Origin of the sequence: Actinomadura madurae (assembly GCF_900115095.1) — a bacterium.
Classification (GTDB): Bacteria; Actinomycetota; Actinomycetes; order Streptosporangiales; family Streptosporangiaceae; genus Spirillospora; species Spirillospora madurae.
Genome location: NZ_FOVH01000023.1, coordinates 1 through 16,040 on the forward strand (window position 1 = coordinate 1; position 16,040 = coordinate 16,040).

The 16,040-nt window shown below is 71.8% G+C and carries 15 protein-coding genes and 1 rRNA gene; 3 read left to right on the forward strand and 13 right to left on the reverse strand.

Annotation, left to right across the window (positions count from 1 at the left end):
• The 11 genes from BM339_RS41325 to argC all read right to left on the reverse strand — a co-directional run.
• Nucleotides 1–100 (reverse strand): 16S ribosomal RNA (locus BM339_RS41325); the annotation flags it as partial.
• A gap of 619 nt (nucleotides 101–719) precedes the next feature.
• Nucleotides 720–1,997, reverse strand: coding sequence for a tyrosine--tRNA ligase (tyrS, locus tag BM339_RS41330; protein ID WP_075024457.1), 1,278 nt, complete (start codon nucleotides 1,995–1,997; stop codon nucleotides 720–722).
• A 76-nt stretch (nucleotides 1,998–2,073) separates the two neighbouring features.
• Nucleotides 2,074–2,526 carry a hypothetical protein gene (locus BM339_RS41335; RefSeq protein ID WP_075024399.1) on the reverse strand — a complete coding sequence of 151 codons (453 nt, stop codon included), beginning with the start codon at nucleotides 2,524–2,526 and terminating at the stop codon, nucleotides 2,074–2,076.
• On the reverse strand, nucleotides 2,519–3,154 hold the full coding sequence (locus BM339_RS41340; RefSeq protein ID WP_021596132.1) for a DNA-3-methyladenine glycosylase: 636 nt from the start codon (nucleotides 3,152–3,154) through the stop codon (nucleotides 2,519–2,521). The genes BM339_RS41335 and BM339_RS41340 overlap by 8 nt, the downstream gene beginning before the upstream one ends.
• Before the next feature lie 58 nt (nucleotides 3,155–3,212).
• On the reverse strand, nucleotides 3,213–4,631 hold the full coding sequence (gene argH, locus BM339_RS41345; RefSeq protein ID WP_075024400.1) for an argininosuccinate lyase: 1,419 nt from the start codon (nucleotides 4,629–4,631) through the stop codon (nucleotides 3,213–3,215).
• Between the two features lie 138 nt (nucleotides 4,632–4,769).
• On the reverse strand, nucleotides 4,770–5,273 hold the full coding sequence (locus BM339_RS41350) for an arginine repressor (RefSeq protein WP_075024458.1): 504 nt from the start codon (nucleotides 5,271–5,273) through the stop codon (nucleotides 4,770–4,772).
• An 8-nt stretch (nucleotides 5,274–5,281) separates the two neighbouring features.
• A complete protein-coding gene (argF, locus tag BM339_RS41355; protein WP_021596135.1) occupies nucleotides 5,282–6,199 on the reverse strand; it encodes an ornithine carbamoyltransferase in 918 nt (305 codons plus the stop codon).
• A gap of 2 nt (nucleotides 6,200–6,201) precedes the next feature.
• Nucleotides 6,202–7,392 (reverse strand): acetylornithine transaminase, encoded by a 1,191-nt coding sequence (locus BM339_RS41360; protein WP_075024401.1) that lies wholly within the window; start codon nucleotides 7,390–7,392, stop codon nucleotides 6,202–6,204.
• Nucleotides 7,393–7,441: 49 nt separating this feature from the next.
• On the reverse strand, nucleotides 7,442–8,371 hold the full coding sequence (gene argB / locus BM339_RS41365) for an acetylglutamate kinase (protein WP_024936533.1): 930 nt from the start codon (nucleotides 8,369–8,371) through the stop codon (nucleotides 7,442–7,444).
• A gap of 23 nt (nucleotides 8,372–8,394) precedes the next feature.
• A complete protein-coding gene (argJ, locus tag BM339_RS41370) occupies nucleotides 8,395–9,552 on the reverse strand; it encodes a bifunctional glutamate N-acetyltransferase/amino-acid acetyltransferase ArgJ (RefSeq protein ID WP_021596138.1) in 1,158 nt (385 codons plus the stop codon).
• On the reverse strand, nucleotides 9,549–10,577 hold the full coding sequence (gene argC / locus BM339_RS41375) for an N-acetyl-gamma-glutamyl-phosphate reductase (protein WP_021596139.1): 1,029 nt from the start codon (nucleotides 10,575–10,577) through the stop codon (nucleotides 9,549–9,551). The genes argJ and argC overlap by 4 nt, the downstream gene beginning before the upstream one ends.
• Before the next feature lie 169 nt (nucleotides 10,578–10,746).
• Between argC and BM339_RS41380 the strand changes: the two genes are divergently transcribed.
• Genes BM339_RS41380 through BM339_RS41390 form a run of 3 tightly spaced genes read left to right on the forward strand, consistent with a single transcriptional unit; the run spans nucleotide 10,747 to nucleotide 13,057 of the window.
• Nucleotides 10,747–11,244, forward strand: coding sequence for a MarR family winged helix-turn-helix transcriptional regulator (locus BM339_RS41380; RefSeq protein WP_075024402.1), 498 nt, complete (start codon nucleotides 10,747–10,749; stop codon nucleotides 11,242–11,244).
• Nucleotides 11,241–12,209, forward strand: coding sequence for an ABC transporter ATP-binding protein (locus BM339_RS41385; protein WP_075024403.1), 969 nt, complete (start codon nucleotides 11,241–11,243; stop codon nucleotides 12,207–12,209). Before BM339_RS41380 ends, BM339_RS41385 begins: the two co-directional genes overlap by 4 nt.
• Nucleotides 12,206–13,057, forward strand: coding sequence for an ABC transporter permease (locus BM339_RS41390; protein WP_021596142.1), 852 nt, complete (start codon nucleotides 12,206–12,208; stop codon nucleotides 13,055–13,057). Before BM339_RS41385 ends, BM339_RS41390 begins: the two co-directional genes overlap by 4 nt.
• 459 nt (nucleotides 13,058–13,516) lie before the next feature.
• Here BM339_RS41390 and BM339_RS41395 read toward each other — a convergent pair whose 3' ends face one another.
• Nucleotides 13,517–14,251: a DUF7873 family protein gene (locus BM339_RS41395; RefSeq protein ID WP_021596143.1), complete on the reverse strand. Its 735-nt coding sequence runs from the start codon at nucleotides 14,249–14,251 to the stop codon at nucleotides 13,517–13,519.
• Nucleotides 14,252–14,338: 87 nt separating this feature from the next.
• Nucleotides 14,339–15,958 carry an ABC-F family ATP-binding cassette domain-containing protein gene (locus BM339_RS41400; protein WP_075024404.1) on the reverse strand — a complete coding sequence of 540 codons (1,620 nt, stop codon included), beginning with the start codon at nucleotides 15,956–15,958 and terminating at the stop codon, nucleotides 14,339–14,341.
• Nucleotides 15,959–16,040 lie beyond the last annotated feature (82 nt).

The following is a 16,040-nucleotide window of genomic DNA, read 5'->3' on the forward strand; positions in this document are numbered from 1 at the left end:
TCGCCGCTCGAGTACCCCCGAAGGGGCCTTTCCGCTCGACTTGCATGTGTTAAGCACGCCGCCAGCGTTCGTCCTGAGCCAGGATCAAACTCTCCATTAAGGCCTAACGACCAACCAAGGCGCGAACCCCAGCCGGCCAAACCTCGAAGAAAATCCCAGCAAACACAAAACCCCAAGGGTCTGTGCATTGCCTCAAAGAAATCCCAGACCATCACCACAAAAGATGACGGTCACGGGGCGGTCCAGCCACAACAGGCCGAACCGATAAAGGCACTGGCTTTTAACACGCTGTTGAGTTCTCAAGAAACGGACACCCACCGCGCCGAACCCCGCTCTCACGGTCCCGACTCCGGGGCAACCCTTCAATCGTACCCGATCCGTCCTCTTCGTCCAACTCTGGACGGTTCGGCCCTAGACGTCCCATTTGAGCGGAGACAACTCTCCGCCGAGTGGTCTGTCAGGGGTTCCTCACCGGGCCGGCCGCCTTCCGGCGTCCCGCTCCCCCGTGGGGCGTGTAGAACATTAGATCCACCCGACAGGAGCGTCAAATCGACTCGGCCGGGCATGATTCCGCAGGTCACATGTTGTTTTCCGGCCTATGAACATGCCCGGATCCGTCGCTCGTAACCGCACTGTGACGTGTATCTACCGAAGTTTTCCCTCCCCATGGCGACCGCCCGCCCGGAACAGGCCGGACGGGCGGTCGCGAGGGGGTTGGTTCAGGACGCCGTCACCTCGACGCCGCCCACGTTGCGCTTGCCGCGCCGCAGGACGAGGAAGCGGCCGTGGAGCAGGTCGGCGGCGGCCGGTACGGCGTCCTCCGACTGCACCTTGGCGTTGTTGAGGTAGGCGCCGCCCTGGGCGATGGCACGGCGTGCCTCCGACTTGCTCTTGCACAGGCCGGACGCCGCCAGCAGGTCCACGACGGTCGGCAGCTCACCCGGGGGGACCTCCGTGCGGGGCACTTCGGCCAGGGCGGCCTTCAGCGTCCGCTCGTCCAGTTCCTCCAGGGCTCCCTGGCCGAACAGGGCGCGCGAGGCCGCGATGACCCTGGCGGTCTCATCGGCGCCGTGCACGAGCGTGGTCATCTCCTCGGCGAGCGCCCGCTGCGGGGCACGCGCGGCCGGACGGTCGGCGCCCTGCTTGACCAGGTCCTCGATCTCCTCGCGGGGACGGAAGCTGAAGAACTTGAGGAACTTCTCCACGTCCCGGTCGTCGGCGTTGATCCAGAACTGGTAGAACGCGTACGGCGAGGTCAGCTCCGGGTCGAGCCAGTAGGTCTCGCCGCCCGCGGTCTTGCCGAACTTGGACCCGTCCGCCTTGGTGAGCAGCGGGGTGGTCAGAGCGTGCGCGCTGCCGCCCTCGACGCGGCGGATGAGGTCGACGCCCGCGGTGAGGTTGCCCCACTGGTCGCTGCCGCCGGTCTGCAACAGGCATCCGTGGCGCCGGTACAGCTCCAGGAAGTCCATCGACTGGAGCAGGACGTAGCTGAACTCGGTGTAGCTCATCCCCGTCGTCTCGAGGCGTGCCTTGACCGTCTCGCGGGCGAGCATCCGGTTCACCGGGAAGTGCTTGCCGATGTCGCGCAGGAACTCGATGGCCGACATCGGGCCCGTCCAGTCGAGGTTGCTGACCATGGTGGCGCCGGTCGGGCCGTCATGGAAGTCGAGGAACGTCGACACCTGGCCGCGGACCCGCTCGACCCAGGCGGCGACGGTGTCCTCCGAGTTCAGGACGCGTTCGGCGCTCTTGCCGCTCGGGTCGCCGATGAGGCCGGTGGCGCCGCCGACGAGGCCGATGGGCCGGTGCCCCGCCTGCTGGAAGCGGCGCAGCGTGAGGATCTGGATCAGGTTCCCGAGGTGCAGGGACGGCGCCGTCGGGTCGAAGCCGCAATAGAGGGTGACCGGTCCCGCGGCGAGCAGCGCCCGCAGTTCGTCCAGATCGGTGGACTGCGCGATCAGGCCGCGCCACGCGAGATCGTCCAGGATGTCGGTCACGGTCTCCCTCGTCTCCGGCTTGCTTTCCATGTGCCCGCCAGGGTGCCTCGGCGGGCGGCTGTCACGCCAACGATATTCAACGTCCGCCGACGAAGTAGCGGGTGGGAACGAACACCTCGTGGCCCGACGCGAATGTCACCCTGATGCCTCTGTCGTCCCATTTCACGGCCTTGACGACCGGGCGCTGCTCGGGCGTCCCGAAGCCCAGGCGGACGAAGTATCCGTAGTGCAGGCTCGGATCGCTTCCCGTGTACAGCCGGTAGTTCACGTGGCGGTCGAATACCCAGCTGCGGGTGCGGGTGACCGCGGCGTAGTGCGTGCGGCCGTCCTGGTACTTCACCGAGGCGGGCTGCTTCTGGACGCCGCCGACCACGGAGGTCCGCCCGAGCAGGCGGTCGAGGATGACCGCGGCGGTGAGCACCAGGAGCACGGCGAGGGCGGCCGCGAACAGCAGCCGCGCCGGACGTCGCCGGCGGCTCGCCGGCGCGGCGCCGCCGGCGAGCGCGGCGGGCGGTGCGGGGTCAGCCATCGGCGGGGGCCTTCCTGCGCTGCCGCGGGACGTGGGGCCGGTAGGGGGACACGGTCGGGTCGCCGTCGATCCAGAACCTCCACGGGACCTCCTTGGCCCCGTTCACCCCGGTGCGCGGCCCGTTGCGGATCAGCCGGGGGTCGGCGGAGTCGCCCTCGTGGACGGTCATCGGCCCACCGGGCGAGCACACGTCCAGGCCGTTCTGCTCCCGGGCGACGCCGAGGGCCTGGCAGAGCCGGGCGGGGCCGCGGGCCAGGTCGCGGACGGTCGAGCGGGGCCGCCGCGCGCGGGCGATGTCCTCCCCCACGATGATCTCGCCGGCGCGGAGCAGCACCGCCATGGACGTCCCGTCCGGCCCGCAGACGAGGTTCATGCAGAAGTGCATGCCGTAGGTGAAGTACACGTAGACGTGGCCGGGAGGGCCGAACATCACCTCGTTGCGCCGCGTCCGTCCCCGGTAGGCGTGGGACGCGGGGTCCAGGGGACCCGCGTACGCCTCGGCCTCGGTGAGCCGCGCGGCCACCTCGCCTTCCGGGGTGCGATGCGTGATCACATGCCCCAGGAGCGACGGTGCCACCTCGTCCACCGGGCGGTCGAAGAAGTCCCGTGGCAGCAACGCTCCGTACATCGCCTCATCCTGGTCCAGGAAACGGTTCACCGGCCGGCCCGCGGCGCCGCGCGCCGGCTCAGGAGTCCGAGCCGGACGCCCAGGCGGCGTGCTCGTTGACGAGCGCGCGCAGTGCGCCGATCTGCTCGCGGACGCGGTCGGGCGCGGTCCCGCCGTAGGCCTTGCGCGAGGCCAGGGCGCCCTGCACGTTCAGGACCTCGCGGACGTCCGGCGTCAGGTGCGGCGACACCTTGCCGAGCTCCTCGTCGGTGAGGTCGTCGAAGTCCTTGTCGTGGACCTGGCACCAGACGACGAGGTGCCCGACGACCTCGTGGGCGTCCCGGAACGCCACGCCGCGCCGGACGAGCAGCTCGGCCAGGTCGGTGGCGAGCGCGAAGCCGGCGGGGGCGAGGGCCTCCAGCCGCTCGGTGTTGACCCGCATCGTCGCGATGAGCCCGGACATGGCGGGCAGGACGAGCAGCAGCGTCTCGACGGCGTCGAAGGCGCCCTCCTTGTCCTCCTGCAGGTCGCGGTTGTAGGTGAGCGGGAGGCCCTTGAGGGTCGTGAGCAGGCCGACGAGGTGGCCGATGAGGCGGCCCGCCTTGCCGCGGGCCAGCTCCGCGACGTCGGGGTTCTTCTTCTGCGGCATGATCGACGACCCGGTGGCGTAGGTGTCGTCCATCTCGATCCAGCGGAACTCCTGCGACGCCCAGAGGCAGATCTCCTCGCCGAGCCGCGACAGGTGCACGCCGGCGAGCGCCGCCGCGAACAGGAACTCGGCGACGAAGTCGCGGTCGGCGACGGCGTCCATCGAGTTGGGCGCGGCGCCGTCGAAGCCGAGCTCGGCGGCGGTGGCCTGGGGGTCCAGCGGGAGCGACGACCCGGCGAGGGCGCCGGAGCCGAGCGGGGACACGGCGGCGCGCCGGTCCCAGTCGCGCAGCCGGTCGATGTCGCGGGTGAGCGGCTGGACGTGCGCGAGGAGCTGGTGGGAGAACAGCACGGGCTGGGCGTGCTGGAGGTGCGTCATGCCGGGCGCGGCGACGCCGAGGTTGTGCTCGGCCTGCGCGATCAGCGCGGTCTCCAGCTCGACCAGCCGCGAGACGATCTGGCGGGCGTGGTCGCGGAGGTAGAGGCGCAGGTCGGTGGCGACCTGGTCGTTGCGGCTGCGGCCGGCGCGCAGCTTGCCGCCGAGGGCGCCGAGGCGTTCGAGCAGGCCGCGCTCCAGGGCGGTGTGGACGTCCTCGTCGGCGACCGTGGGGCGGAACTCGCCGCTGCGGCACGCCGTCTCCAGGTCGTCCAGGGCACCGATCATGCGTTCCAGCTCGTCGTCGGTGAGCAGCCCCGCGCGGTTCAGGACGCGGGCGTGGGCGCGCGAGCCCATCAGGTCGTAGGGGGCGAGCCGCCAGTCGAACTGGACGCTCACCGAGAGCCGCGCGAGCGCGTCCGACGGGCCGCCTTCGAACCGGCCGCCCCACAGCCGCGTCGGTGCCTTGGTCACGGAGATCCTCTTCTTCCCACCGCTGAACGTTCGGTCATTGCCATCTCACCACGCCGTCCGGGCGCCCCGCGCACGGACGCGGCACGCGGCGGCGCGGCGCTCGTGGCGTCCGCCACAGGGTACGGCGAACGCGCCGGCCTAGGCTCGTCGCTCGCGGCCGCCGGTCAGCCTGAGCAGCGCCTGCGCGAGGTCCTCCCCGCCCTGCGGGTCGCGGGCGATCACGAGGATCGAGTCGTCGCCGGCGACGGTGCCGAGGATCGACGGCCACTCGGCGTGGTCGATCGCCGAGGCGAGGTACTGGGCGGCACCGGGCGGGGTCCGCACCATGACCAGGTTGGCCGACGCCTCGGCCGAGACGAGCAGTTCGGCGGCGAGCCGGGAGAGCCGTCCGGTGAAGGTCTCGGCGGCGCCGGTGCGGGCCCGCCGGATCCGCTCGCCGCCCTCGCCGGGGACGGCGTAGATCAGGCTGCCGTCGTCGGCGCGCAGCTTGACCGCGCCGATCTCGACCAGGTCGCGGGACAGCGTGGCCTGGGTGACCTCGACGCCCGCGTCGCCGAGCAGCTTCGCCAGCTCGCCCTGGGAGTGGACGGGGTGCCGGGTCAGCAGCTCGATCACCCGGGCGTGCCGGGCGGCCTTGGTCATGGGGGTCGTCACCGGGCGCGCTCCAGCAGCCAGACGAGCAGCGCCTTCTGGGCGTGCAGCCGGTTCTCCGCCTCGTCCCACACCCTGCTCTGGGGGCCGTCCAGGACGGACGCGGCGATCTCCTTGCCGCGGTAGGCGGGCAGGCAGTGCAGCACGACCGCCTCCGGGGCGGCCAGTGCGAGCAGGGCGTCGTCGACGGCGTACGGCTCGTACAGCGAGGTGTCCTTGCCCTGCTGGCCCATCGACACCCACGTGTCGGTGGCGAGGACGTCGGCGCCGCCGGCGGCGGCGCGGGCGTCGTCGGTGACGGTCACGGACCCGCCGGTGGCGCCGGCGATCTCGGTGGCGCGGGCCAGGACGGCGGGGTCGGGGGGCAGCGGCGCGGGGGCGGCGACGCGGACGTGCATCCCCGCGGTGGCGCAGCCGAGCAGGTAGGAGTGCGCCATGTTGTTGGCGCCGTCGCCGAAGTAGGCGAGGGTGACGCCGCGCAGGTCGCCCTTGGCCTCCCGGACGGTCTGCAGGTCGGCGAGGACCTGGCAGGGGTGGAACTCGTCGGTGAGGGCGTTGACCACCGGGACGGTGGTGCCGGCGGCCATCTCCTCGATGCGCTCCTGCCCGGCCGTCCGCCACACGATCGCGCTGACCTGCCGTTCGAGGACGCGCGCGGTGTCGGCGATGGTCTCGCCGCGGCCGAGCTGGCTCGTCCCGGCGTCCATCACGAGCGGGTTGCCGCCGAGTTCGGCGATGCCGACGGTGAACGAGATCCGCGTCCGGGTGGAGGGCTTGTCGAACAGCACGGCCACAGACCGGGGGCCCTCCAGCGGCCGATGCCCGAACCGGTCCTTCTTCACCTGCGCGGCGAGGTCGAGGACGTCGGCCTGCTCGGCGGGAGTCAGGTCGTCGTCGCGGAGGAAGTGCCTGGTCACGGTCAGTTCTCCTGCTCAGGGGAGGCAGCGTCGAGGATAGCGGGGAACGCGCCGGCGAACGACCGCGCCTGCTCGGCGGTGAGGATCAGCGGCGGGGCGAGGCGGACGGCGTCCGGCTGGAGCGCGTTGACCAGGAAGCCGGCGTCGCGCGCGGCGGCCTCGACGGCGGGCGCGTGCGGGCCGGTGAGGACCGCCGCCCGCCACAGCCCGCGGCCCCGCACGCCCGCGAGGAGCGGGTGGCCGATGGCGTCGAGCTCCGCAGCGAGGGTCTCCCCCACGGCGGCGGCGTGGGCGAGCAGGCCGTCCTTCTCGATGGTGGTGAGGACGGCGAGGGCCGCCGCCGCTGCCACCGGGTTGCCGCCGAAGGTGCTGCCGTGGTCGCCCTTGGCGAACAGGTCGCCGTTCGGCCCGAACGCGACGCACGCCCCGATCGGGAGCCCTCCGCCCAGGCCCTTGGCGAGGGTGAGGACGTCGGGCCTGGCGTTCTCGTGCTCGAACGCGAACCAGGTCCCCGTCCGGCCGATCGCGGACTGGATCTCGTCGGCGACGAACAGCGCGCCCGCCTCGTCGCAGACGCGGCGGGCGGCGGCGAAGTAGCCGTCCGGCGGCGGGACGACACCGGCCTCGCCCTGCGTGGGCTCCAGGAAGACCGCCGCGCAGTCCTCGTCCACCGCGTCCTCCAGGGCCGCGGCGTCGCCGTAGGGCACGAACCTGACGTCGATGCCGAACGGCCCGAACGGCTCCCGGATCGACGCCTTGCCCGTCAGGGACAGCGCGCCGAGGGAGCGGCCGTGGAACCCGTTCTCCGCCGCGACGAAGTACGACCGCCCGTTCGCCTTCCCGTACTTGATGGCGAGCTTCAGCGCGCACTCGTTGGCCTCGGTGCCGCTGTTGGCGAGGAACACCCGGCCGCCGCCGAGCAGGTCCCGCAGCCGCTCGGCGAGCAGCACCTCCGGCTCGTGCAGGAACAGGTTGGACGTGTGCGCCAGCGTCGCGACCTGCGACGACACCGCCGCCACGAGGGCAGGGTGGGCGTGCCCGAGCGAGTTGACCGCGATCCCGGCGATGAGGTCGAGATACTCGCGGCCCTCGGTGTCCCACACCCGGCAGCCCTCACCGCGCGCCAGCGCCACCGGCGGGACGCCGTAGTTCGGCATGAACGCCGCCTCGAACCGCTCCCTGAGATCGCTCATGCCTGTCTCCTGCGGAGGGACGACCCCCGCACCCCCCGGTTCGCTCCGCTCATGCCGTCTCTGCCTCTGTTCCATGCTTCGCCGCAGCGGCGCCCGGGAGGCTGGGCAGCACCATCGTTCCGATCCCTTCGTCGGTGAAGATCTCCAGAAGCAGCGAGTGCAGGACGCGGCCGTCCAGCACGTGGGCCTGCGGGACGCCGCCGCGCACGGCCGTCAGGCAGGCCTCCATCTTCGGCACCATCCCGGCCGACAGGCCCGGCAGCAGGACGGCCAGCTCGTCGGTGGTGAGCCGGTCGATCACGTCGTCGCTGTCGGGCCAGTCCGCGTAGAGGCCCTCGACGTCGGTGAGGACGACGAGCTTCTCCGCGTCCAGCGCGACGGCGAGCGCGGCGGCGGCCGTGTCGGCGTTGACGTTGTAGACCTCGCCGTCGTCGCCGCGCGCGATGCTGGAGATCACCGGGACGCGGCCGTCGTCCAGCAGCGAACGGACGGCGCCGACCTGCACCTCGACGATCTCGCCGACCTGGCCGATGTCGACGGCCTCGCCGTCCACGACCGCGTGCTTGCGCTCGGCGGTGAACAGGTTCGCGTCCTCGCCGGACATGCCGAGGGCGAACGGCCCGTGCCGGTTGATCAGCCCGACGACGTCCCGCTGCACCTGGCCGGTCAGCACCATCCGGACGACCTCCATGGCCTCCGGCGTGGTGACCCGCAGCCCGGCGGTGAACGTCGAGTCGATGCCGTTGCGGGCGAGCGCCTCGTTGATCTGCGGTCCGCCGCCGTGCACGATCACCGGCTTCAGCCCCGCGTAGCGCAGGAACACGACGTCCTCGGCGAACGAGTGCCGCAGCTCCTCGTCGGTCATCGCGTGCCCGCCGTACTTGATCACGACGGTCCTGCCGTGGAACCGCTCCAGCCACGGCAGCGCCTTGATCAGCGTCTCCGCCTTCGACATGACGCCGAGCCGGTTCTTGCGCATCTCGGCGCCGGGAGTGACCGCGCTCATGTGGAGTACGCCGAGTTCTCGTGGACGTAGTCGGCCGTGAGGTCGGTCGTCCAGACGGTCGCGCTGTGCGGGCCGGCGGAAAGGTCGACGGTGATCGTCACGTCGCGGGGGCGCAGGTCGACCTTGTCGCGGTCGTCGCCGAACGAGCCGTCGCGGCACACCCACACGCCGTTGATCGCGACGTTCACCTGGTCGGGCTCGAAGACCGCGTCGGTGGTGCCGACCGCCGACAGCACCCGGCCCCAGTTCGGGTCCTCGCCGTGGATGGCGCACTTGAGCAGGTTGTTGCGGGCGATGGAGCGCCCGACGGTGACGGCGTCGTCCTCGGACGCGGCGCCGACGACCTCGATCGCGATGGCCTTGGACGCGCCCTCGGCGTCCACGAGCAGCTGCCGGGTGAGGTCGCCGCACACCTCGGTGAGCAGGGCGGTGAACTCCTCCTCGTCCGGGACGACCCCGGCGGCGCCCGAAGCGAGCAGCAGGACGGTGTCGTTGGTGGACATGCACCCGTCGGAGTCGAGCCGGTCGAGGGTGACGCCGGTGGCGGCGCGCAGCGCCCGGTCCAGCGCCGCCGCGGGCAGGTCGGCGTCGGTGGTGACGACGCACAGCATGGTCGCCAGGGACGGCGCGAGCATGCCCGCGCCCTTGGCCATCGCCCCGATCATGTAGCCGCCGGCGCCCTGCCGGAAGGCGATCTTCGCGACGGTGTCGGTGGTGCGGATCGCGTCGGCGGCGGCGAGCCCGCCGTCCCCGCGCGACAGCTCCGCGGCGGCCTTCTCGACGCCGGGCAGCAGCAGGTCCATGGGGAGCCGCTCGCCGATCAGCCCGGTGGAGCAGACCGCGATCTCGCCCGCCGAGTCCTCGATGACGCCGGCCGCCTTCTCGGCGGTGGCGTGAGTGTCCTGGAAGCCCGCGGAGCCGGTGCACGCGTTGGCGCCGCCCGCGTTCAGCACGACCGCGCGGACGCGGCCGCCCTTGAGCACCTGCTCCGACCACAGGACGGGCGCGGCCTTCACGCGGTTGCGGGTGAAGACGCCGGCGGCGGCGCGGGACGGCCCGTCGTTGACGACGAGGGCCAGGTCGCGGCTGCCGCTGTCCTTCAGCCCGGCGACGACGCCGGCGGCGCGGAAACCCCGGGGGGCGGTGACGCTCAAGGGGACACTCCGATCGTGGTCAGCCCGAGTTCTTCCGGGAGGCCGAGGGCGAGGTTGGCGCTCTGCACCGCGCCGCCCGCGGTGCCCTTGGTGAGGTTGTCGACGGCGGCGACCACGACGAGGCGGCCGGCCGCCTCGTCCAGGGCGGCCTGGACGAGGACGGTGTTCGCGCCGAGCGTCATGGACGTCGCGGGCCACCGCCCCTCCGGCAGGAGCCCGAGGAACGGCTCGTCCGCGTACGCCTCCTCGTACGCGGCGCGCAGCGCCGCGGCGGTGACGCCGGGCCGGGCCCTGGCGGTGCAGGTGGCGAGGATGCCGCGGCTCATCGGGGCGAGCGTCGGGGTGAAGGAGACCGTGACCGGCTCCCCCGCGACCGCGCCGAGGTTCTGGATCATCTCGGGCGTATGCCTATGCGTCCCGCCGGCGGCGTAGGCGGACACCGAGCCCATCACCTCGCTGCCCAGCAGGTGCGGTTTGAGGGCCCGTCCGGCGCCCGAGGTGCCGGACGCGGCGACCACGACGACGTCGGGTTCGGCGAGGCCGGCGGCGAACGCAGGGAAGAGCGCGAGCGACACCGCGGTCGGGTAGCAGCCAGGGACGGCGACGCGCCTGGTGGCGCGCAGCGCGTCCCGGTGGCCGGGCAGTTCGGGGAGGCCGTAGGGCCAGGTGCCGGCGTGGGGCGTCCCGTAGAACCGCTCCCAGGCGGCGGCGTCGGAGAGCCGGTGGTCGGCACCGCAGTCGACGACCAGCACGTCCGCGCCGAGCCGTTCGGCGATCGGACCGGACTGCCCGTGCGGCAGCGCCAGGAACACCACGTCGTGGCCGGAGAGCGCCTCCGGGGTGGTCTCCTCCAGGACGCGTCCGGCGAGGGATCGCAGGTGCGGCTGGTGCGCGCCCAGTTCGGTGCCCGCGTTGGAGCCCGCCGTCAGCGCGCCGATCTCGAACTCTGGATGTCCCGCCAGGATGCGCAGCAGCTCGCCGCCCGCGTAACCGCTGGCGCCGGCGACCGCCGTCCGGATTCCCATGTCCCCGCCCTTCATGCGTATCAAGCAAGAGTATGCATGAGGCTGGATGTCTATTCAACGACGGGGTCGCCTTTCCCGCCCGCTGAGACGAGCGCCACAGGGCCGATGCGAGGTAGTTAGAGGTCTAAAGATTTGCCCTCTAATCATCAGCCCTCTAACATCATCGGTCATGGAGAAATCCAGCATCGAGGACCTGAAGCTCTTCGGGCCCGTGGAGGAGTGGCCGATCGGACGGCTGTTCGGGGCCGCGGCCCGGATGTCCGGCCCCATCGTGTGGCGGATCATCGAGAGGCACGGCATCAGCCCCGCGGGGTTCTTCCTGCTGCGGCTGCTCGTCGTCGAGGACGGGCTGCGTCCCGGCGAGGTCGCCAAGCGCCTGCTCGTCACCCCGGCCACGGTCACCTCGGTGGTCGACACCCTGGAACGCAACGGGCACGTGCGCCGCGAACGCTCCTACCGCGACCGGCGCGGCGTGATGCTGCGCATCACCGACTCCGGCCGGCGGCTGCTGGCGGAGAAGTCCGCGCCCATCGGCCGGGATCTCGCCCGCCTCTACGACGTCGTCGACGAGGAGGACGAGGCGGCCGTCCGCAGGTTCCTGCTCAAGCTGATCGACAAGTTCGAGAACTACTCCCCCGACGAGAAAGAGAAGGAAGAGGGCGCGTGACAGAACCCCCGGAGGCCGCCGTCCGCACGGTCGGCCTCAAGAAGACCTACCCCGCGTCCGGTCCGCGCCCGGCGGTGCCCGCCGTGCAGGGCATCGACCTGGACGTCCCGCGCGGCGAGTTCTTCGGGCTGCTCGGCCCGAACGGCGCGGGCAAGTCGACCACCATCGGCATGCTCACCACGCTGGTCGTCCCGACCGGCGGCAGCGCGCACGTGACCGGCCTGGACGTGGTCAAGGACGCCGTCGAGATCAAGCGGCGCATCGGCGTGGTGTCGCAGAACAACACCCTCGACAGCGACCTGACCGTCGCCGAGAACCTGGAGTTCCGGGGCCGGTACTTCGGGCTGGGCGCGCGCGACGCCCGCGCGCGGGCCGCCGAGCTGCTGGAGCTGTTCGGGCTCACCGAGCAGCGCGGCGGCAACCCCTTCGAGATCTCCGGCGGGCAGGCCAAGCGCGTCATGATCTGCCGGGCCCTCATGCACGGGCCGGAGGTGCTGTTCCTGGACGAACCGACCGCCGGCCTCGACCCGCAGACCCGCACGAACCTGTGGGAGGTGCTGCGGGGCCTGCAGGCGGCCGGGCAGACCATCGTCCTCACCACCCACTACATGGAGGAGGCCGAGGCGCTCTGCGACCGGGTCGCGGTCGTCGACCACGGCAAGATCCTCGCCAGCGGCACCGTGGACCAGCTCAAGTCCAGCGCGGGCGCCGACACCGTCATCACCGTGACCTACGACTCCGCCGCCCCGGAGGAGATCAGGAAGCTCGGCGACCGAGAGGGCATCGGCCGGGTCGAGGTCACCGGCGGCCAGGTGCGCGTGTTCGCCGCCGAACCCGACGGCATCCTCGGCGAGCTCGTCACCATCGGGTCGGCCGCCGGCGTCGGCGTCACCGACGCCACGCAGCTGCGGCCCAGCCTGGAGACCGTCTTCCTCACCCTCACCGGAAGGGACTACCGAGAATGACCGCGACCGCCGCGCCCGCCGTCCTGGCCCCGCCGCCGCCGGCGCGGGCGACCCTGCCCCGCACCTTCGCCGCGATGATGGCGCGCGAGGCGCGGGTCATGCGCAAGAACTTCCTGTCGACGTTCGTCCGGGTGCTGGTGCAGCCGGTGATGTTCGTGTTCGTGTTCGCCTACGTGCTGCCCAAGCTCGGCGGCGGCGCCATGGCGGGCGGGCCGGGCGGGCCGACGTTCTCCACCATCCTGCTGCCCGGCCTCGTCGGCTCCTCGATCATCATGCAGGCGATGATGGCGGTGATCTTCCCGCTGATGATGGAGCTGAACTGGCAGAAGTCCATCACCGACCGGGCGCTCGCCCCGGTGCCCATCCCGCTGCTGGCCACCCAGAAGATCATCGCGGCGGCCGTGCAGGGGCTGATCGGCGGGCTGCTGGTGTTCCCCGCCGTGCTGTTCATCCACGCCGAGGGGCAGTCGCCCGAGGTGCACGTGAGCAACTGGCCGGTGCTGATCCTGGTGATGGTGGCCGGGTCGCTGCTGTCGGCGTCGGGCGGCCTGCTGCTCGGGACGCTGATGAACCCGCAGAAGGTCCAGGTGCTGTTCGCGATGGTGCTGCTGCCGATGACGATGCTCGGCTGCGTGTACTACCCGTGGTCGGCGCTGGAGAACATCCGCTGGCTGCAGATCGCCAGCCTGTTCAACCCGCTGGTGTACGTCAGCGAGGGGCTGCGCAGCGCGCTCACACCGGACATCCCGCACATGCCGGTCTGGGCGTTCCTCGTGGCCATCGTCGGCGGGACGGTCCTGCTGACGTGGGCCGCGACCCGCACGTTCACCAAGCGCGTGCTGACCTGACGCCGGGCGCGGAGCGGGGCCCGGGGGTTTTGCCGCCCCCCGGGCCCCTGTGGTTACCGCCCATTTGGCACGCCGGCACATGGATGGACGCGGATCAGCCTGAAGCCCTCGCGCGTTGCCGTTACGCCATCGCCCCACGAGCGGAGCGAGCCGGACTCGAACCGGCATCTCAAGGGTGATCGTCCACGTCCGCGCGATCCGGCGATCGGCGGTGAATGCTGAGTCTGGAGCGAGAGTCTGAGTTTGAGCGGGCGGACTGCCTCTACCGGTTGGGCTACCCCGGCCTGGATGCCGGGGGCGGGATTCGAACCCGCACTGTCGCCGGCCCTGATCAGCTTCGGCTTCAGCTTCAGCTTGCGCTCCTCGCGCACCCTCCGCTCTATGGCGGAGGGATCCTGGTGACCTGTCCCCTGTCGACTTGTTCCTATTGAGTTGTCCCGTATCCACCGCGCCGGCGGATCAGGCGAAGAGGTATCCGAAGACCGCCTCGCCGACACGCTGGTCCGTCACCTCGATGCCGTTGGCCTCCTCGCGCGCGAACTTGACCGCGTCCTGCAGCCGCTCGACGCGGCCGAGCAGCTCGTTGACGCGCCGCGCCGGGAGGGCGCCGGAGAACTTCACCGTCGTCCAGTGCCCGACGGCGACGTCCTCGTAGTACACCTCGACCTGGGCCGGATGCTTCTCCGTCGCCTCCGCCTTGACGTGGTTGCGCGGGACCTTCCTGGTCTTCACGGTGCGGACGGCCTCCGTCCGCCACACGTCGGTGGAGGGGTCGAACGTCCACGTCTCCGCGGCGTCCAGCACCGGCAGCTTCTTGACGAAGGTGTGCAGGTCCTTCAGCTGCTTCTCCAGGAACAGCAGGTAGGAGACGGGCACGTCGCGCAGGAGGGTCGTGCCGTCCACCGTCACGTCGGCGCGGGCGGTGCAGTTCGCCCAGTCCTTCGTGGCGGTCACGTCGAACAGCCGCGTCAGCGAGGCCGTGACCTCGCGCAGGACGTCGTCCACCTTGGTCTGCACCCGGGTGGACTCCGGCGGCAGCTGCTCGCCGTCCTCGTCCTTCGGCTGGTAGGCCCGCGAGATGCCGGACAGCAGCGGAGCCTTCTGGACGGCGTGGTGCGCGGCGGTCAGGTCCTGGAAGGACTTGCTCTTGACGCCCTTCTCCACCGCGATGATCTGGTTCAGCTTGGTCGGCACCCCGTCACTCCCCTCGTGTCGACCATGACCGTAACAGCGGCGGATACGGAGATCACCGCATTTTTCCGCACTCGGACGCTCTGCGGCTCACTCCATCGGCTCGATCTCGGTCAGGCCGGTCGCGCGGTCCATCCGGAGCCAGCGGGTGAGGCCGAGCGTGCGCAGGAACGGCACATCGTGGCTGACCACGATCAGCGCGCCCTCGTAGGCGGCGAGGGCCTGGCCGAGCTGCGCGGCGCTGGCCATGTCGAGGTTGTTCGTCGGCTCGTCCAGCAGGAGGAGCCGCGGGGCGGGCTCGGCGAGCAGCAGCGACGCCAGCACGGCGCGGAAACGCTCGCCGCCCGACAGCGTCCCGGCGAGCTGGTCGGCCCGCGCGCCGCGGAACAGGAACCGCGCGAGCCCCGCCCTGACCTCGGGCGGCGACGCCGAGGGCGCCTGCGCGCGGACGTTGCCGGCGACGCTGAGCCCCTCGTCCAGGACGTCGAGCCGCTGCGGCAGGTACCGGACGCCGTCCACGCCGATCTTGACGGCCACCCCCTCCGGGACGCGGTCGCCGGTGAGCGCCCGCAGGAACGTGGTCTTGCCGGACCCGTTCGGGCCGACCAGCGCGATCCGCTCCGGACCCCGGACGATCAGCTCGGTCAGCGTGCCGAGCTCCGGCTCGGGCGCGGCGAGCCCGGTCACGGTCATGACCGTCCGCCCGGCCGGGACGCGGGTGGCGGGCAGCTCGACGCGGATCTCGGCGTCCTCGCGGACCGCCCCTTCCGCCTCGGTGAGCCTCGTCCGGGCGTCGGCGAGCCGCTCCTCGTGCATGATGCGGTGCTTGCCGGCCGACTCCTGCGCGGCCCGCTTGCGCGCCCCCATGACGATCTTCGGCTCGCGCTTGCTCTCCTGCATCTTCTTGCCGTACCGCCGGCGGCGGGCCAGCTTGACGTGCGCCTCCTCCAGCTCGCGCTTCTGGCGGCGCAGGTCGGTCTCGGCCGCCCTGACCGTGCGTTCCGCGGCCTCCTTCTCGACGGCGAGCAGGTCCTCATAGGCGGACAGGTTGCCGCCGAACGTCCGGATCTCACCGTCCCGCAGGTCGGCGATCTCGTCGACGCGGTCGAGCAGCTCGCGGTCGTGGCTGACGACCACGAGCACGCCCGTCCAGGACGCGACCGCGTCGTAGAGGCGATGCCGCGCGTCCAGATCGAGGTTGTTGGTCGGCTCGTCGAGCAGGAGGACGTCGGGACGGGCGAGGAACCGGGCCGCGAGCCCGACCATCACCGCCTCGCCGCCCGACAGCGTCGGGACGGTCCGGTCCAGGTCGAGGTGGACGAGGCCGAGCCGGTCGAGCTCGGCGCGGGCGCGCTCCTCGACGTCCCAGTCGTCCCCCACGGCGGCGAAGTTCTCCTCGGTGGCCTCACCGCGTTCGATGGCGTGCAGCGCGGCGCGCGTCGCGGTGATGCCGAGCAGGTCCGAGACCGTGGCCGTGCCGTCGAGGACGAGGTTCTGCGGCAGGTAGCCGATCTCCCCCTCCACGGCGACACCGCCCGACCCGGGACGCAGCTCCCCGGCGATGATCTTCAGCAGGGTGGACTTGCCGGACCCGTTCACGCCGATCAGTCCCGTCCGGCCGGCGCCGAAGGCGGCGTCCAGGCCGTCCAGGACGACGGTGCCGTCCTCCCAGGCGAACGACAGGTCCGAGCACACGATCGCGAAAGACATAGGGGTGGCCTCCATGGTGGAAGAGAAGGTGCGGGACGCATGGAGACACCGCGGATCGCGCGACGCGCCGGCGGGGCATGAG

Bases quoted from the DNA above. Each gene is read 5' to 3' on its own strand.
- BM339_RS41335 (WP_075024399.1), bottom strand. From the start codon at position 2,526: ATGGCTGACCCCGCACCGCCCGCCGCGCTCGCCGGCGGCGCCGCGCCG.
- BM339_RS41340 (WP_021596132.1), bottom strand. From the start codon at position 3,154: ATGTACGGAGCGTTGCTGCCACGGGACTTCTTCGACCGCCCGGTGGAC.
- BM339_RS41350 (WP_075024458.1), bottom strand. From the start codon at position 5,273: ATGACCAAGGCCGCCCGGCACGCCCGGGTGATCGAGCTGCTGACCCGG.
- BM339_RS41360 (WP_075024401.1), bottom strand. From the start codon at position 7,392: ATGAGCGATCTCAGGGAGCGGTTCGAGGCGGCGTTCATGCCGAACTAC.
- argB (WP_024936533.1), bottom strand. From the start codon at position 8,371: ATGCGCAAGAACCGGCTCGGCGTCATGTCGAAGGCGGAGACGCTGATC.
- argC (WP_021596139.1), bottom strand. From the start codon at position 10,577: ATGGGAATCCGGACGGCGGTCGCCGGCGCCAGCGGTTACGCGGGCGGC.
- BM339_RS41380 (WP_075024402.1), top strand. From the start codon at position 10,747: ATGGAGAAATCCAGCATCGAGGACCTGAAGCTCTTCGGGCCCGTGGAG.
- BM339_RS41390 (WP_021596142.1), top strand. From the start codon at position 12,206: ATGACCGCGACCGCCGCGCCCGCCGTCCTGGCCCCGCCGCCGCCGGCG.
- BM339_RS41400 (WP_075024404.1), bottom strand. From the start codon at position 15,958: ATGTCTTTCGCGATCGTGTGCTCGGACCTGTCGTTCGCCTGGGAGGAC.